The 15,681-nt window shown below is 68.1% G+C and carries 14 protein-coding genes; 1 reads left to right on the top strand and 13 read right to left on the bottom strand.

Features of this window, described 5'->3' with window-relative positions; translation table 11 throughout:
• Window positions 1-25: 25 nt before the first annotated feature.
• Both L8H00_RS09035 and L8H00_RS09030 read right to left on the bottom strand, forming a co-directional pair.
• A complete protein-coding gene (locus tag L8H00_RS09035; RefSeq protein ID WP_242096957.1) occupies window positions 26-1,219 on the bottom strand; it encodes a hypothetical protein in 1,194 nt (397 codons plus the stop codon).
• Window positions 1,220-1,297: 78 nt separating this feature from the next.
• The gene (locus L8H00_RS09030) at window positions 1,298-1,591 is read right to left on the bottom strand and encodes an Hpt domain-containing protein (RefSeq protein ID WP_242096956.1); all 294 of its coding nucleotides are present in this window, start codon (window positions 1,589-1,591) and stop codon (window positions 1,298-1,300) included.
• A gap of 112 nt (window positions 1,592-1,703) precedes the next feature.
• Here L8H00_RS09030 and L8H00_RS09025 point away from each other — a divergent pair, with 112 nt between their 5' ends.
• Window positions 1,704-3,968, top strand: a complete 2,265-nt coding sequence (locus L8H00_RS09025; protein ID WP_242096955.1) for a hypothetical protein — start codon at window positions 1,704-1,706, stop codon at window positions 3,966-3,968.
• Here the strand turns inward: L8H00_RS09025 and L8H00_RS18830 are convergent.
• The 11 genes from L8H00_RS18830 to L8H00_RS08970 form a co-directional block, all read right to left on the bottom strand.
• On the bottom strand, window positions 3,944-5,569 hold the full coding sequence (locus tag L8H00_RS18830) for a methyl-accepting chemotaxis protein (RefSeq protein ID WP_277924336.1): 1,626 nt from the start codon (window positions 5,567-5,569) through the stop codon (window positions 3,944-3,946). The two genes, L8H00_RS09025 and L8H00_RS18830, sit on opposite strands and share 25 nt — an antisense overlap.
• Window positions 5,566-5,829 (bottom strand): hypothetical protein, encoded by a 264-nt coding sequence (locus tag L8H00_RS09015; RefSeq protein ID WP_242096954.1) that lies wholly within the window; start codon window positions 5,827-5,829, stop codon window positions 5,566-5,568. Before L8H00_RS09015 ends, L8H00_RS18830 begins: the two co-directional genes overlap by 4 nt.
• Window positions 5,830-6,087: 258 nt before the next feature.
• Window positions 6,088-6,369: a DUF1467 family protein gene (locus L8H00_RS09010; RefSeq protein ID WP_242096953.1), complete on the bottom strand. Its 282-nt coding sequence runs from the start codon at window positions 6,367-6,369 to the stop codon at window positions 6,088-6,090.
• Between the two features lie 16 nt (window positions 6,370-6,385).
• Window positions 6,386-8,020 carry a ribonuclease J gene (locus tag L8H00_RS09005; RefSeq protein WP_242096952.1) on the bottom strand — a complete coding sequence of 545 codons (1,635 nt, stop codon included), beginning with the start codon at window positions 8,018-8,020 and terminating at the stop codon, window positions 6,386-6,388.
• 39 nt (window positions 8,021-8,059) lie between these two features.
• Window positions 8,060-8,857, bottom strand: coding sequence for a type III pantothenate kinase (locus tag L8H00_RS09000; RefSeq protein ID WP_242096951.1), 798 nt, complete (start codon window positions 8,855-8,857; stop codon window positions 8,060-8,062).
• Between the two features lie 73 nt (window positions 8,858-8,930).
• On the bottom strand, window positions 8,931-9,644 hold the full coding sequence (locus L8H00_RS08995) for a biotin--[acetyl-CoA-carboxylase] ligase (protein WP_347340721.1): 714 nt from the start codon (window positions 9,642-9,644) through the stop codon (window positions 8,931-8,933).
• A gap of 2 nt (window positions 9,645-9,646) precedes the next feature.
• Entirely contained in the window at window positions 9,647-11,092 is a 1,446-nt protein-coding gene (nuoN, locus tag L8H00_RS08990; RefSeq protein ID WP_242096950.1) for an NADH-quinone oxidoreductase subunit NuoN, read from the bottom strand.
• Window positions 11,092-12,615 carry an NADH-quinone oxidoreductase subunit M gene (locus L8H00_RS08985; protein WP_242096949.1) on the bottom strand — a complete coding sequence of 508 codons (1,524 nt, stop codon included), beginning with the start codon at window positions 12,613-12,615 and terminating at the stop codon, window positions 11,092-11,094. Before L8H00_RS08985 ends, nuoN begins: the two co-directional genes overlap by 1 nt.
• A complete protein-coding gene (gene nuoL / locus L8H00_RS08980) occupies window positions 12,612-14,735 on the bottom strand; it encodes an NADH-quinone oxidoreductase subunit L (protein WP_242096948.1) in 2,124 nt (707 codons plus the stop codon). The genes L8H00_RS08985 and nuoL overlap by 4 nt, the downstream gene beginning before the upstream one ends.
• A gap of 5 nt (window positions 14,736-14,740) precedes the next feature.
• Window positions 14,741-15,046 (bottom strand): NADH-quinone oxidoreductase subunit NuoK, encoded by a 306-nt coding sequence (gene nuoK / locus L8H00_RS08975; RefSeq protein ID WP_242096947.1) that lies wholly within the window; start codon window positions 15,044-15,046, stop codon window positions 14,741-14,743.
• Window positions 15,043-15,654, bottom strand: a complete 612-nt coding sequence (locus L8H00_RS08970) for an NADH-quinone oxidoreductase subunit J (protein WP_242096946.1) — start codon at window positions 15,652-15,654, stop codon at window positions 15,043-15,045. Before L8H00_RS08970 ends, nuoK begins: the two co-directional genes overlap by 4 nt.
• Between the last annotated feature and the right edge of the window lie 27 nt (window positions 15,655-15,681).

Below are 15,681 nucleotides of genomic sequence, written 5' to 3'. Positions count from 1 at the left end.
TAGCCGCTCCGTCGTTAAAACGACACTAAGCCTTTGTGCGCAAATCCTCGATCGCTCCCGCCAGCGTCGCCGCCGCGTAGAGCGCGGCCAGCGCGAGCCCGACGCGGGGCAACCCGAGAAGCGTGGCGAGCGCCACGATCAGCAGATAGCCGCCGGGGCTGCCCCAGGCGAGCCAGCGGCGCGCCGGCCGGATCGCGCGCTCCGCCAGCGCACCCGCGATCACCAGCGCCAGCGCGATCACGCGCGCCGCGCCGTCGCCGCTGACGGCGCTCTGATGGAAGCCGAGCAGCAAAGCCGCGAGTGCCGGCAACACCCCCGCGGCGATCCGCATCGCCGGTGCGCTCGCCTCGTCGCGCAGGTCGCCGATGGTCGCGCCGAGCGCGAGGCCGATACTGCCGACCAGTGCCAGCAGCAGACCGGTCGCGACAAACCCCAGTCCGACCGCGCCCAGGCCGACGACCCCGATCGCGCCGGCGGTCGCGCCGACCACCGCGCCGCCGATCCGCCGCGCCACCAGCGGCGGCAGCGCGAGCCGCATCGCGGGCGCCGCGACATAGCGGTCGAACCAGCCGCGCCGATCGGACACCGTCGCCGTCAATGCCGCACGGCCCCGCCGATCGAGCCCCAGCGCGCCCTGTTCGATGCCGTGCCCGGCGCGCATCACCGATCGGGGCAGCGCGATGACCTGCGCCGGGGTCTGCGCCGCCACGCGGATCAGCGTCGCCTGGAAATCATAGTCGCGCGGTAGCGCCGCGACCTCGCCGATGCGCGCCGCATCCAGCCGCGCCGCGCCCGCCCAGGCGAGACCGCCGCCGACGCGCTCATAGCCGTGCGCGGCGTCGTCTTCGTCCACCACGAGCAACGCATCGCCGCCTTCGGCCGCCAGCCCGTCGCCTGCCAACAACGCCACCGCGGCCTGGCTGGTGACGAGCCCGTCGGCGAGCATCAGCACGCGCGCCAGCGGATGGAGCCGCTCCGCCGCTTCCGCCGCCGACCGCACCGGATCGACCGCGACGCCGCGCCGACCGATCCGGCTGATCGCGCCCAGCAATTCGGGGGTGAGCCGCGACACGACGACGACGATCTGCGCTGCCCCCGCCGCGATCAGCAGCCGCGCCTGATATTCGATCAACGTCACGCCGCCGAACGGCAGCGTGGCGGTAAGGGTGGCGGGCCGATCTTCGGCATCGTGGGTCGCGAACAGCAGGCCGGCAATCATGGAGCGGCTGTTAAGCATTTCGGCCCGCGGTGCATAGAGTCCGATGCGCCCTGCCGCGTGATCCCGCGTGATCCGCCGTTACAGCCGTGCCACCGCCCGTTTCAATTTCGCGAGCACCGCACGGTCGTGCACCGGCGCTGCCGCCGCTTCACCGGCCAGCGCCATCAGCCGCACCGCGCCGAAGCTCGCGGCCAGCCCCTTCAGCCGAAAGGCGGCAACGCGCCACGCATCGCCCGATTCCGCGTGCGCCATCGCCGCGAGCGCGAGTTCGGCGCTGTCACGAAACGCCAGGCGCAGCTCCGCGATCAGCGCGGGCGCATCGCCCACCGCGGCCGCCAGCGCGGCATCGATTGCTCCGGGATCATAGGCCATCGCCGCATCCTGCACCGGACAGCCTTAAGGCATGGTTGCGCAGGCGTTCCCCGCCCCGGAAATTCATGGTAAACGCCGCCGGGGCTATCAGGGGGTTCGTACGATCGTGGACATGCGTGCCGAACTGGGCGAGCCGTCGATGTCCGACGCGCGGTTCGATCCCGTCCTCGATCTGGCGAACGAGCCCTATGCCGAACCGGTGTACGACGAACCCGAATCCGTGCCCTCGCCCCGGTGGATCGCGCCGCTGGCCGCGGCATCGCTCGCGCTCGGCTGGGTCGCCACGATGATCTGGCTGTGCCGCGGCCGGCTGGCGACGCTCGATGCGGTGGCGCTGACCGAATTTCTGGCCGCGCTGGCGGTCGTTCCGGCGCTCATCGGCATTCTCTGGCTGCTGGCGCAGCGCACGAGCCGGACCGAGGCGCGGCGTTTCAGTGCGACCGCCCGCGGCATGCGTGCCGAAGCGGAAAGCCTGGAGCGGAGCGCGGCCGGGATCGCACGCGCGCTCGATAGCAACCGCCGCGCGCTGGCCGAACAGATCACGCAATTGATGGCAACGGGCGAGGCCGCGCAGGATCGCTTCGCCACGATCGGCCGCGCGCTCGGGCAGGAGATCGCCGAAGCCGATGCGCATACCGCGCGGCTGACGGCGGCCGCGACCGACGCGCAGGCCAGTCTGGGCGTGCTGCTCGCCTCGCTGCCGCGCGCGCAGGGCGAGATCGAAGCGGTCACCATCGCGCTCGACCAGGCGGCGCTGTCGGCGGGCGAACATGCCGCCGCGCTCGACGCACAGCTCGTGGCACTCGCCGAACGCGGGCGCGAGGCCGAGGCGCTGGCGGGCGGCGCGGCACAGCGGCTGGCCGCGCACATCGTCCGCATGGAGGCGACGAGCGAGACGGCCGGCGCGCGGCTCGAAGCGGTCACCGGCGACATGGCGAGCGCCGTCGACGCGCTGATGGACCGCACCGCCGATGCGGTGGACCAGGCGCGCCACGGCATCGCCGTTCAGGGCGATGCGATGCTCGCGATGCTGGGCGCCAATCAGGCGACGCTCGACCATGCGATGCGCGACGGTGCCGAGGCGCTCGCGGCGCGGATGACTGCCGCCGAGGCGGTGATCGAGCGGATCGGCGAGCGGCTAGAGTCGCAGCGCGTGGCCGGCGACGCGATGGTCGGCGACCTCGAGGGCGGGATCGCGCGCGTCGAACGCCAGATCGATTCGCTCCACCATCAGGGAATCGACCGGTCGCAGATGCTCGCGGCCTCGATCAGCGCGCTCGGCGGATCGGCGGAGGCGATGACCGAAGCGCTGCGCGTCGGCGACACGATGGCGACGCGGACGATCGGCACGACCGAAACCTTGCTCATCGCGCTCGACGCCGCGGCGCGCGAGATCGACGAGACGCTGCCCGACGCACTCGCACGGCTCGACCAGCGCGTAGGCGCCAGCCGCGCGATCGTGGTGCAGGCGCGGCCCGAACTGCTCGCGCTGGTGACGGCGGCGGAAAGCACGCACGACGCGATCGAGGCAATCGCCGGCGTGATCGGCGAGCAGCGCCGCACGCTCGATCACCTGTCCGCCACGCTGCTGACGACGCTGACCACCGGGCGCAGCAAGGCCGACGCGATCGGCCATATGGTGGACGAGACGATCGAGCGCACCGAACGCTTCGCGGAGGAGGCCGCGCCCAAGCTGATCGACGCCCTGCTCCGCGTCCGCGACACCGCGTCGGCGGCGGCGGACAAGGCGCGCGAGACGCTCGCCGACGTGATCCCGGAGGCCGCCGCCGCGTTGGAGGGCGCCGCCGCGCAGGCGATGCGCCGAGTCACCGGCGACACCGTCGAGCGTCAGGTCCGCGCGATCGGCGATGCGACGAACGCCGCGGTCGATGCGGCGACACGCGCGACCGCGCGGCTCGCCGCCGAGGTGCAGACGATTGCCGATCACAGCGCGATCCTCGAAACGCGCGTCGAGGATGCGCGGATCGAACGCGAGGAGGCGGATCGCGATACGTTCGCGCGGCGCGCCTCGCTGCTGATCGAATCGCTCAACTCTGCCTCGATCGACATCACCAAGAACCTGTCGATCGAGGTGTCCGACAGCGCCTGGGCCGCCTATCTCAAGGGCGACCGCGGGGTGTTCACCCGGCGTGCGGTGCGGATCCTCGACGCGGGCGACGCGCGCGACATCGCGCGCTTCTACGACGACGATGCGGGCTTTCGCGAGTCGGTGAACCGCTACATCCACGATTTCGAATCGATGCTGCGCGGCGTGCTGGCGCAGCGCGACGGCTCTCCGCTGGGCGTTACCCTGCTTTCGTCCGATATGGGCAAATTGTACGTGGCGCTGGCTCAGGCGATCGAACGGCTGCGATAGGCCTCGTCGCGCAGCGCATCCACGAAGCGGTCGGTGGACGAGCGGAGATCGCGCGCATTGGCCGACAGCGCCGATGCGCTTCGCCGCACCTCGGCCGATAACAGGCCCGCGGTGGTGACGACGGCGGCCACCCCGCCGACGCGCTGCTCGATATGGTCCGCGCTGGCGGTCGCCCGCGCGGCGCTTTCGCCGATCGCCTCGACATAGCCGCGCTGGTCGATCGTCGCGAGCGCGATCCCGCCCGCCGCCTGCGCCACCTCGGCCACGACGCCGGTCACCGTCTTCATCGCCGCGGTCGACGATCCGACGCCGGTGCGGATCGTCTCCAGCAGCATTCCGATCTGCCCGCTCGCGCGTGCGGCGTCGCCGGCCAGCGACTTCACCTCGTTGGCGACCACTGCAAAACCGCGCCCCGCTTCGCCGGCCCGTGCCGCCTCGATCGTGGCGTTCAGGGCGAGCAGGTTGGTCTTGCTGGCAATGCGCCGGATTTCCTCGAGAAACGTCCCGATCCGCTCCGCCTGTTCGCGCAGCAGCGCGATCGTCTCGCCGCCACCGAGGCCACAATCATGCGCGGTGCGCGTGAGCGTGTCCTGCCGCTCGGCCGCGATCGCGATCGTCCCGACCGATTGGCCGAGATCGGCGATCGACGCCGCGACCTGGCGGATGTCGGCCGTAGCCGCCGCCGCGCCGACCGCCGCGGCGCTCGCCTGTTGGCCGGCATCGCCCGCAAGCTCGTTCAGATGGATCGCCGACCCCTCGAGCTGCGCGGCGGCGGCCTCCATGGCCACCACCACGCCCGCTACGCTTGCCTCGAACTGGGCGGCGACCTCCTCGACCTCGGCGCGGCGCCGCAGATTGGCGTCGGCCTCGATCGTGTCGGACCGGCTGCGCTCGGACAGCGCCATGGCTTCCGCGTCGCGCGCCTGACGCAGCGCATCGCGCGCGATCAACCGCTCGGCATCGGCCTCGGCCGCCGACACCCGGCTCGCCGCGACTGCGGCCCCCTGGCCGTTCAGCAGGCGTTCCAGCCAAAGCGTCACGCACCCCAGAATCCCGCACTGGAGGATCACCGCGAGCGCATGAAACAACACGCGTGCGAAATTGCCCGATCCGGCGAACACCCAGCTCGGCACCAGCCATTCCAGCAGCAGATGATGGACCGCGATCAGCGTCGAGGCGATGGCGATCGGCTTCCAGTCGCACAGCACCGTCAGCGCGGCGAGCGCGACGAAGAAATACATGTGCCCGTCCATCTGCCACGCCTGGCCCTGCAACACATAGACGAGCAGCGCGGGCATCGAGGCGGCCAGCGTTCCCACGATCGCGCGGGCCTCGGCATCGTACCGGCCGCGCAGCGCGACCCAGCTCGGCGCGAGATTGAGCGCGCATCCGACCAGCGCGACGCCGCCTGCCGAGTCGTGCCCGAGCGCCATGCTCGTCAGGACGAGCACCAGGAGCGTGGCCCACCCCGCGACCGCGATCCCCGCCACCCCGCGCTGCCGCAGTTGATCGATCGGTGCGATCGGGGCGCGCCGATCGACCATCACGGGATCGACCCCGGTGAGATCTGCAAGGGCCGGATCGGGGGCAAGCGCGATCATGCCGGCGTTCCCGTTCCGCAACCGGCCGGCGGCGCCGCGACCAGCAATACGCCGATCCTGCGGAGCGCGCCGCGCAACCCGTCATCGCCTCCGCGCAGCACGATCCAGCCGGCCAAAGGCCCGGTGCCGATCAATTGCGCGCCATGGTGCGTCGCGATGCGGACGATCCCGTCCGCCGCAGCGTCGGACAGAGGCACCGCCAGCAGCGCCGCATCGGGCGCCGGCTGGACGGCCAGCGCGAACAGACCGCTGATCGTCACCGCTCCCTGAAGGGCAAACAGGACCGGAAGGGAGCATCGCATCCGCCCTTCATGCCCGTCACAGGTAAAATCCGCGTAAATCAATCCGCTAGAGTTTGATGGCGTTACTTTATTCCGTCCGCCCCGAGCTAGTCGAAGAGCCTGTTCAGAATGCGAAGGCGCGCGCAGAAAGCGTGCTTCGACAAGCTCAGCACGAACGGATTTCGTGATCCGATCAAGCTCATGTCACTCCGCTCTAAACTGCGACGGGCATTTCCGTCACCGGGCGAGCGCCCGCTGCGCCCCGAAGAAATCGAACGACAGCGGCGTGATCCATTCGAAGTGATAGTTCACCTGGAACAGCACGAACAGGATCGTCGCCACCAACGTCACGCGCTTCGCCAATCGCCTCATGTCGAACTCATGGGGCGCGCTCTCCGCCTGACCGGGGATGTGTTCGCCGCCCACCTCGTCCGTCGTACGGACGCCGAACGGCAGGACGAGGAACACCGAGAACGCCCAGAACAGGACGTAGATCGCGACCGCCGACGTCCAGCGCATCGCCGCCCGCCCCGCCTCAGGCCTGGATCATCAGGACGTCGACGATCGGCTTCTTGCCCGTCCAGCGCACCGCGACCTTGCGCACCGCCAGCCGGATCGCCTCGCGCATCTTTTCGGTGTCGCGCGGGCCGCCGCGCTGCGTGGCGCGCACCGCATCGACCGCCTCGACCAGAAACGCCGCGCGATCCTCCTCGACCGGCACGCCCTGCACGCGCACCTCGGGATCGCCGATCAACTGGCCGCCCCGGGTCGCCAGCGCGACCGAGATCTGGCCGTTGATCGCGATCCGGCGACGCTCGTTGATCGAATTGCCGTCGGCGGGCAGGATCACGTCGCCGTCGAGCACCAGCCGGCCGATCGCCGCCGTGCCGATTTTCTTGGCTGGGCCCGGTGCCAGCCGGATCACGTCGCCATTGGTCTGCACGAAGCTCTGCGGCACGCCCTCGGTGTTGCCGAAGCGCGCATGCTCCATCAGGTGCCGCATCTCGCCATGCACGGGCACCAGCACGTCGGGCCGGATCCAATCGTACATCTGCGCGAGTTCGGGGCGGCCCGGATGGCCCGAGACATGGACGTGCGCCTGGCGCTCGGTGACGAGAAACACGCCCCGGCCGGCCAGCGTGTTCTGGATGCGGCCGATGGCCACTTCGTTGCCGGGGATCTGCTTGGAGGAGAAGATCACCGTGTCGCCCTGTTCGAGCGTGATGGTGTGGCTGCCGTCGGCCACGCGCGCGAGCGCGGCGCGCGGCTCACCCTGCCCGCCCGTCGCCACGATCAGCACCTTGTTGCGCGGCAGCCGCATCGCCGTCTCGGGATCGACCGTCTCGGGGAAATCCTTGAAATAGCCGCAGGCGCGGCCAACCTTCAGGATCCGATCGAGCGAACGGCCGGTGACGCACAGCTTGCGTCCCGTCTCCTTGGCGACCTCGCCCAGCGTTACCAGCCGCGCCGCGTTCGATGCGAACGAGGTGACGAGCACGCGCCCCTTGGCCTTGGCGACCGATTCCGCCAGCCCCTTGCGCACGCTGCTCTCGGATCCCGAGGCCTCGGCGTTGAAGATGTTGGTCGAATCGCACACCAGCGCGTCGATGCCCTCGTCGCCGATCGCGGCGAGCTGGGCGGCGGTGGCGGGGTTGCCGATCACCGGCGCGGCGTCGATCTTCCAGTCGCCGGTGTGGAACACGCGGCCGTGCGGCGTATCGATCAGCAGGGCATTGGCCTCGGGGATCGAATGCGACATCGGCACGAACTGAAAACCGAACGGCCCCACCTTGAAGTCGGCGCCGGGCTCGATCACGCGCAGCTTCACGCGGTTGGCGATGCCCTCCTCCTCCAGCTTTCCGCGGATCAGCCCCGCGGTGAAGGGCGTGGCATAGAGCGGGACGCCCAGATCCTCGGCCAGATAGGGCAGCGCGCCGATATGATCCTCATGGCCGTGGGTCAGCACGATGCCGACCAGATCATCCAGCCGTTCCTCGATGAATTGCAGATCGGGCAGGATCACGTCGATGCCGGGATAGCCCGGATCGGCGAAGGTGATGCCGAGATCGACCATCACCCATTTGCCTTCGGTGCCATAGAGATTGACGTTCATGCCGATTTCGCCCGAACCGCCGAGCGCACAGAAGAGAAGTTCGTTCTTGGGAGTCATTCTTTGCTTTCTAGGAAATGATTTTGCGCCCGCGGGCCATCACGGCGCGAGCGCTGCCGTCTCGATATGGGCGCGATCCCACAGCATCGCCAGCCCCTGTATGGTCAGATCGGGCTCGATCGCGTCGAACACGTCGGTCTGTTTTTCGAAAAGCGTGGCCAATCCGCCGGTTGCGATCACTTTCACCGGCCGGCCCACTTCGGATTTCATGCGGTGTACCAGCCCCTCGATCATCGCGACATAGCCCCAATAGATGCCGATGTGCATCTGCGACGCCGTGTTACGGCCGATCACGCTGGTCTCTTCGGGCGCTTCGATCGCGATCCGCGGCAATTTGGCGGCCGCCGTGACGAGCGCATCGAGCGACAGGTTGATGCCCGGCGCGATGATCCCGCCCTTGTAGGCGCCCGAATAGTCGACCAGATCGAACGTCGTCGCGGTGCCGAAATCGATCACGATCAGGTCGCCCGCATGGAGCGCATGCGCCGCGATGGTGTTCACCGCGCGGTCGGCGCCGAGCGATGCAGGCTCGTCGACATCGATCGCGATGCCCCATTCGACCGCACCCCGCCCTGCGATCAGCGCCGCGCGGCCGAAATATTTCGTCGCCAACACCTCCAGATTGTGGAGTGCGCGCGGCACGACGGTGGCAATGATGACGCCGTCGACCACGCCGCGATCATAGCCGGCGAGCGTCAGCAACTGGCTGAGCCACACGGCATATTCGTCCGCGGTGCGCCGCGGATCGGTGGCGATCCGCCAACGGGCCTTGACGAGCCCCGTGTCCACGAGCGCGAACACGACATTGGTGTTGCCGGCATCGATCGCGAGCAGCATCGGCGTCAATCCTTCGGTTCGTGCGGGTCGGCTCGAGCGCCGCGCCACCGCGCCCGATCGGCCGGCGCCGCGCTCATGCCAGAAACACGTCGGCGGCGTGGACGATACGCCGTCCACCATCCGAAAGGCGGAGTAGCAGCGCACCGCTCGCGTCGAGCCCGTCGAACGCGCCGGTTACCGCATCGCCATCGGGCAGGTTCACGCCGAGCGCGGTGCCGATCGGGTGCGCGCGCTCGAGCCAGCGGCTGCGCACCGGGGCGAGCCCCTCCGCGCGCCATGCCGCGATCCAGCGGCCCATCGTCTCCGCAAGCGATTCCAGCAGCTTGGTGGGCGTAACGTCCACGCCATGTGCGGCCAGGCTGGTGGTCGGCCGATCGGGCAGATCGGGGTGGTGCGCCAGATTGACGCCGATCCCGATCACGACAGAGTCCCCGGCCCGTTCCAGCAGGATGCCCGAAACCTTGGCGCCGTCGATCAACAAATCGTTGGGCCATTTGAGCCGTGCCGCGACCGTCCGGCCCTGCGATCGCGCGACGATGTCCACCGCCTCCTCGAGCGCCACCGCGGCCACCAGCGCCAGCGTCGGTGCGGGCGGATCGGTGGGTCGCAGCCGCACCAGATGGCTCGCATAGAGATTGCCTGCCGGCGACGCCCAATCCCGCCCGAGCCGTCCGCGTCCCGCGCTTTGCCGCTCGGCGCGCAGCCACAGCCCGTCCTCGGCGCCGGACGCGGCCAGGTCGCGCAGGTCGGCGTTGGTCGATCCGGTATCCGCGACCGTGCGGACGATACTCAGAACAGCGCGCGTGCCGCTGTCATGCTCCACGCCCCCAGGAAAGGTATCGCCAGATAGCCGATCGGCGAGTTGAACAGCGCCGCCAGCGCGATCAGCCCACCCTCGACCCGGTTGTCAAGCCGCGCGAAGTCGGCGCCCGGCTCGTCGAAATACATCGTCTTCACCACGCGCAGATAATAATAGGCGCCGATCACCGAGGCCGCGATGCCCACCACCGCCAGCGGGAAAAGCCCGGCGGCGACCGCGGCGTGGAACACCGCGAACTTGGCGTAGAAGCCGAACAGCGGCGGGATGCCGGCCAGGCTGAACATGAAGATCGCCAGCGCAGCCGCGAGCCCCGGCCGCGTCCGCGACAGGCCGGAGAGCGCAGCGATGTCCTCCACCGGCGTGCCGTCGGGCGCGCGCATCTGGAGGACGATCAGGAACGAACCGAGCGTCATCGCGACATAGATCGTCAGGTACATCAGCACCGACGCCGCACCCTCGGGCGTGCCCGCCGCCAGGCCGACGAGCGCAAAGCCGACATTGTTGATCGACGAATAGGCGAGCAGCCGTTTGATGTTCGTCTGTCCGATCGCCGCGACGGCGCCGAGCACGATCGAGGCGAGCGCGGCGAAGATCACGATCTGGCGCCACTGGTCGGCCGCGGGCCCCATCGCCCCGACCGCAACGCGCACCGCGAGGCCCATTGCCGCGACCTTGGGCGCGGAAGCGAAGAAGGCGGTGACCGGCGTCGGCGCACCCTCGTACACGTCGGGCGTCCACATGTGGAACGGCACTGCCGAGATCTTGAACGCGATGCCCGCGAACACGAAGACCAGCCCGAACAACAGGCCGAGCGACCGCGAGCCCGCATAGGCCTGCGCGATGCCGCTGAAGAGCGTCGTGCCGGCAAAACCGTAGACGAGGCTGATGCCGTAGAGCAGAATCCCGCTCGCCAGCGCGCCGAGCACGAAATATTTGAGCCCAGCCTCCGCCGAACGCTGGTCCTGCCGCATGAAGCTCGCGAGCACATAGGCCGCCAGACTCTGGAGTTCGAGCCCGACATAGAGCGTCAGCATGTCGCCCGCCGACACCATCATTCCCATGCCCGCCGCGGACAACAGGATCAGCACCGGATATTCGGGCTTCAGATCGTCACCCGCGGTGCGGCGGAAGAAATCGGGCGCCATCATGATCGCCACCGCCGAAGCGATATAGATCAGCACCTTGGCGAAGGCGGCGAACGCATCGGCACGGTAGAGGCCGCCGAACGCCGAAGCGCCGGACGACGCCGGCCCCACCAGCGCGATCCCCGCGCCCGCGAGCACGAAGACCGAGGCGATCGAAACCGCGCGGGTCGAGCCCTGCCCGCCCCAGGCGGATACGAGCATCAGCGCGATCGCCCCGAGTGCCAGCACGAGTTCGGGCAGCGTCATCGCCAGATTTGCGGCGTAATCCATCAGTGCGCCTCCGCATGCGCGTCAGGCGTGGTAGGATGGCCGGATGTCGGCCGGGAGTCGCTCGGCGGCGTCGCGCGGTCGACCCGCGCGAGCAGCACGCCGATATCCTTGCGCATCGGGCTGAGGAAACTTTCGGGATAGATGCCCATCCACAGCACGACCGCCGCGATCGGTGCCAGCAGCCACAGCTCGCGGCCCGACAGATCGGCCATGCCGCGCACCTCGTCCGAGCGGATCTCGCCGAACGCGACGCGGCGGTAGAGGAACAGCATATAGGCAGCGCCCAGGATGATGCTCGTCGTGCACAGCAAAGCGATCCAGGTCGAGACCTGATAGGTGCCCATCAGCGACAGGAATTCGGCGACGAAACCGCTCGTCCCCGGCAGCCCGATCGACGCCATCGTGAAGAACAGGAAGAACAGCGCGTAGCGCGGCATGTTGATGCTGAGGCCGCCATAGCGTGCGATCTCGCGCGTGTGCAGCCGATCGTAGATCACGCCGACGCACAGGAACAGCGCACCCGACACCAGCCCGTGGCTGAGCATCATCAGCATCGCGCCCTCGAGCCCCTGCCGGTTGAACGCGAACAGACCGATCGTCACGATCGCCATATGCGCGACCGAGCTATAGGCGATCAGCTTCTTCATGTCGTTCTGCACCAGAGCGACGAGGCTAGTGTAGATCACCGCGATCGCCGACAGGCCGAAGATCAGCCAGGTGAGCTGACCCGATGCCTCGGGAAACATCGGCAGCGAAAAGCGCAGGAAGCCATAGCCGCCGAGCTTCAACAGCACGCCCGCCAGGATCACCGAACCCGCGGTCGGCGCCTGGACGTGCGCGTCGGGCAGCCAGGTGTGCACCGGCCACATCGGCATCTTCACCGCGAACGACGCGAAGAAGGCAAGCCACAGCCAGGTCTGCACATGCGCGGGGAAGTCGTGCGCCTGCAGCAGCGGGATGCTCGTCGTGCCTGCGTCGATCGCCATGTAGAGCATGGCGATGAACATCACGACCGAACCGAGCAGCGTGTAGAGGAAGAATTTGTAGCTCGCGTAAATCCGGTTCGCGCCGCCCCAGATGCCGATGATGAGGTACATCGGGATCAGCCCGGCCTCGAAGAACACATAGAACAGGAACAGATCCTGCGCCGCGAACGTGCCGATCATCAGCACCTCGGTGAACAGGAACGCGGCCATATATTCGGGCACGCGGTTCGTCACCGAACGCCAGCTCGCGCCGATGCAGATTGGCATCAGGAACACGCTGAGCATGATGAGCATCAGCGCAAAGCCGTCGATGCCCAGCGCCCAGGCGAAGCTGCCGAACAGATCGGCATGTTCGACGAACTGCCACTGCGCACCGCCGATGTCGTAATGCGCCCACATCACGATGCCGAGCACGAAGTCGACCAGCGTGGCCGCGAGTGCGAGCCGGCGCGCGCCTTCCGCAGACAGGAAGAGGCAGACGACGGCGGCGATCATGGGGATCGCCAGCATCACGGAGAGGATCGGGAAACCGGTCATCGGAAGGATCCGATCGCCCAAGTAACCGCGGCGGTCAGCCCGATCAGCATGACGAAGGCATAGGTGTAGACATATCCCGTCTGGAAGCGGCCGGCGACGCGCGAGCCGATCTGCACGACCCAGGCCGAGCCGTTCGGCCCGAACCGGTCGATCGTCTTCTCGTCGCCGCGGTGCCAGAGCAGCCGTCCGATCGCGAACGCGGGGCGCACGAAGATCAGATGGTACAGCTCGTCGAAATACCATTTGTGGAGGAGGAAACGGTAGAGGATGCCGAACTGCCCGGTCACCTGCGCCGGGAAATTCGGTGCGCGGATATAGGCATACCAGGCGGTGAACAGCCCCAGCAGCATGGCGGCGGTAGCCGAAAGCTTCACCGGCACGGGCACACCGTGCATCGCATGCATCAGATGCTCGCGGAACGCGATCGCGCCCTTCCAATAGTCCTCGCCGGCGGTCGGCTCGATGAAATAGCCGTGGAAGACAAAGCCCGCCGCAACCGCACCGATCGACAGCAGGATCAGCGGCACGAGCATCGGCAGCGGGCTCTCGTGCGGATGATAGCCGCCGGTGCCGGCGGGCAGGTCATGCTGCGACGGACCATGTTCCGACGGATGATCGCCCGAGTCCTCGGCCTGCGCCGGATTGCCATGTGCCTCGTCCGGATGATGGCCGTGCGCGTCGTGGCCGTGCGCATCATGCCCATGACCATGCGCGTCGTGCAGCGCATGCTGGATATGCTCGGATGCGGCCCAGCGCGGCTTGCCCCAGAAGGTCAGAAACATCACGCGCCACGAATAGAAGCTGGTGAGGAGCGCCACCAGCACGCCGACGAACCACACGCCCGGCTGCCCCGCCGCCCAGCTCGCCTCGATGATCGCGTCCTTCGAATGGAAGCCGGCAAAGCCGATCTGTGGCAGGCCGAAGATGCCGGGAATGCCGACGCCGGTGATCGCGAGCGTGCCCGCCATCATGCCCCAGAACGTCACCGGGATCTGCTTACGCAGGCCGCCATAATAGCGCATGTCCTGCTCGTGATGCATCGCGTGGATCACCGAACCCGCGCCGAGGAACAGCAAGGCCTTGAAGAAGGCGTGCGTGAACAGGTGGAACATCGCCGCGCCATAGGCGCCAACGCCGGCGGCGAAGAACATATAGCCGAGCTGCGAACAGGTCGAATAGGCGATCACGCGCTTGATGTCGGTCTGCACCAGGCCGCAGGTCGCCGCGAACAGGCACGTCGCCGCCCCGATCGTGGTCACCACGCCGAGCGCCACGGGCGACGTCTCGAACATCGGCGACAGGCGACACACCATGAACACGCCCGCCGTCACCATCGTGGCGGCGTGGATCAGCGCGGAAACCGGCGTCGGACCTTCCATCGCGTCGGGCAGCCAGGTGTGAAGGCCGAGCTGCGCCGACTTGCCCATCGCGCCGACGAACAGCAGCAGGCAGAGCACGGTCATCGTATCCGCGCGGAACCAGAGAAAGCCGATCGTCGAACCGGCCATGTGCGGCGCCGCGGCCAGGATCGCCGGGATCGACACCGTGCCGAATACCAGGAACGTGCCGAAGATGCCCAGCATGAAGCCCAGATCGCCGACGCGGTTGACGACGAACGCCTTGATCGCGGCGGCATTGGCCGAGGGTTTGCGGAACCAGAAACCGATCAGCAGATAGGAGGCGAGCCCCACGCCCTCCCAGCCGAAGAACATCTGGACGAGGTTGTTCGCGGTGACGAGCATCAGCATCGCGAAGGTGAAGAGCGACAGATAGGCGAAGAAGCGCGGCTGGTCCGGGTCCTCGCTCATATAGCCCCAGCTATAGAGGTGGACGAGCGCGGACACGCTGGTGATGACGACGAGCATCACCGCGGTGAGCGCGTCGACGCGCAGCGACCACGATACGTCCATGTCGCCCGAGTGGATCCATTCGAGCACCGGCACCACGGTCGCGGCGCTATGGCCCGACAGATAACCGATGAACACCGGCCAGGAGAGCGCGCACGAGACGAACAACGCGCCCGTCGTCACCAACTTGGTCGGCGTGAACCCCAGCGCCTTGTTGCCGAACCCGGCGATGGCGGCCGCGAGCAGCGGCAGGAAAACGATGAGCTCGATCAACCGAGTTACCCCTTCATCCGGTTGACGTCGTCGACCGCGATCGTGCCGCGGCCACGGAAATAGATCACCAGGATCGCCAGGCCGATCGCGGCCTCGCCGGCCGCGACGGTCAGCACGAACATCGCGAACACTTGCCCGACCAGATCGTGCAGATAGGCCGAGAAGGCGACGAGGTTCAGGTTCACCGCGAGCAGGATCAGCTCGATCGCCATCAGGATGACGATCAGATTCTTGCGATTGAGGAAGATCCCGAGCACGCCGAGCGTGAACAGGATCGCCGCGACGACCAGATAGTGGACGAGCCCGATCACAAATCCATTCCTTGGCCCACGACGGGCTTCATGTTGCGCGTGGCATCCTGCGGACGGCGCGCGACCTGGCGGCTGATGTTCTGCGCCTTCACGCCGCCGCGCTGGCGGTGGGTCAGCACGATCGCGCCGATCATCGCGACGAGCAGCACGAGCCCCGCACCTTCGAACACGAACAGATAGCGCGTGTAGAGCAAATTGCCGATCGCCTGGATGTTGGGCACGGCGGCATCGATCGGCGCCGCGCGGCGCGCGAGCTGGATCGGGCCGGTGCTCCACGCGCCCACCGCGATGAACACTTCGGCGGCGAGCGCTACCGCGATGGCCAGGCCGATGCCGAAATAGCGCGCCACGCCACCGCGCACCGTCGCCACGTCGATGTCGAGCATCATCACCACGAACAGGAACAGCACCGCGACCGCACCGACATAGACGATGACGAGCAGCATCGCGATGAACTCGGCGCCCACCAGCACCATCAGCCCCGCGGCGTTGAAGAACGCCAGGATCAGCCACATCACTGAATGGACCGGATTGCGCGAGGCGATGGTCATCGTGGCACTCACCACGACGACGAAGGCGAACAGATAGAAGGCGAATGCCTGGATCACGCTTCAGGCCCCCCGACTGCCCATGAT

Source organism: Sphingomonas sp. CROZ-RG-20F-R02-07 (assembly GCF_022662335.1).
Lineage (GTDB): Bacteria > Pseudomonadota > Alphaproteobacteria > Sphingomonadales > Sphingomonadaceae > Sphingomonas.
The sequence above is the reverse complement of the archived record's forward strand: the minus strand, read 5'-3'. Positions and strand labels throughout refer to the sequence as shown.

Excerpts from the sequence above, each read along its gene's own strand:
- L8H00_RS09035 (WP_242096957.1), bottom strand. The coding sequence starts at position 1,219 with ATGATTGCCGGCCTGCTGTTCGCGACCCACGATGCCGAAGATCGGCCC.
- L8H00_RS09030 (WP_242096956.1), bottom strand. The coding sequence starts at position 1,591 with ATGGCCTATGATCCCGGAGCAATCGATGCCGCGCTGGCGGCCGCGGTG.
- L8H00_RS09025 (WP_242096955.1), top strand. The coding sequence starts at position 1,704 with ATGCGTGCCGAACTGGGCGAGCCGTCGATGTCCGACGCGCGGTTCGAT.
- L8H00_RS18830 (WP_277924336.1), bottom strand. The coding sequence starts at position 5,569 with ATGATCGCGCTTGCCCCCGATCCGGCCCTTGCAGATCTCACCGGGGTC.
- L8H00_RS09010 (WP_242096953.1), bottom strand. The coding sequence starts at position 6,369 with ATGCGCTGGACGTCGGCGGTCGCGATCTACGTCCTGTTCTGGGCGTTC.
- L8H00_RS09005 (WP_242096952.1), bottom strand. The coding sequence starts at position 8,020 with ATGACTCCCAAGAACGAACTTCTCTTCTGTGCGCTCGGCGGTTCGGGC.
- L8H00_RS09000 (WP_242096951.1), bottom strand. The coding sequence starts at position 8,857 with ATGCTGCTCGCGATCGATGCCGGCAACACCAATGTCGTGTTCGCGCTC.
- nuoN (WP_242096950.1), bottom strand. The coding sequence starts at position 11,092 with ATGGATTACGCCGCAAATCTGGCGATGACGCTGCCCGAACTCGTGCTG.
- L8H00_RS08985 (WP_242096949.1), bottom strand. The coding sequence starts at position 12,615 with ATGACCGGTTTCCCGATCCTCTCCGTGATGCTGGCGATCCCCATGATC.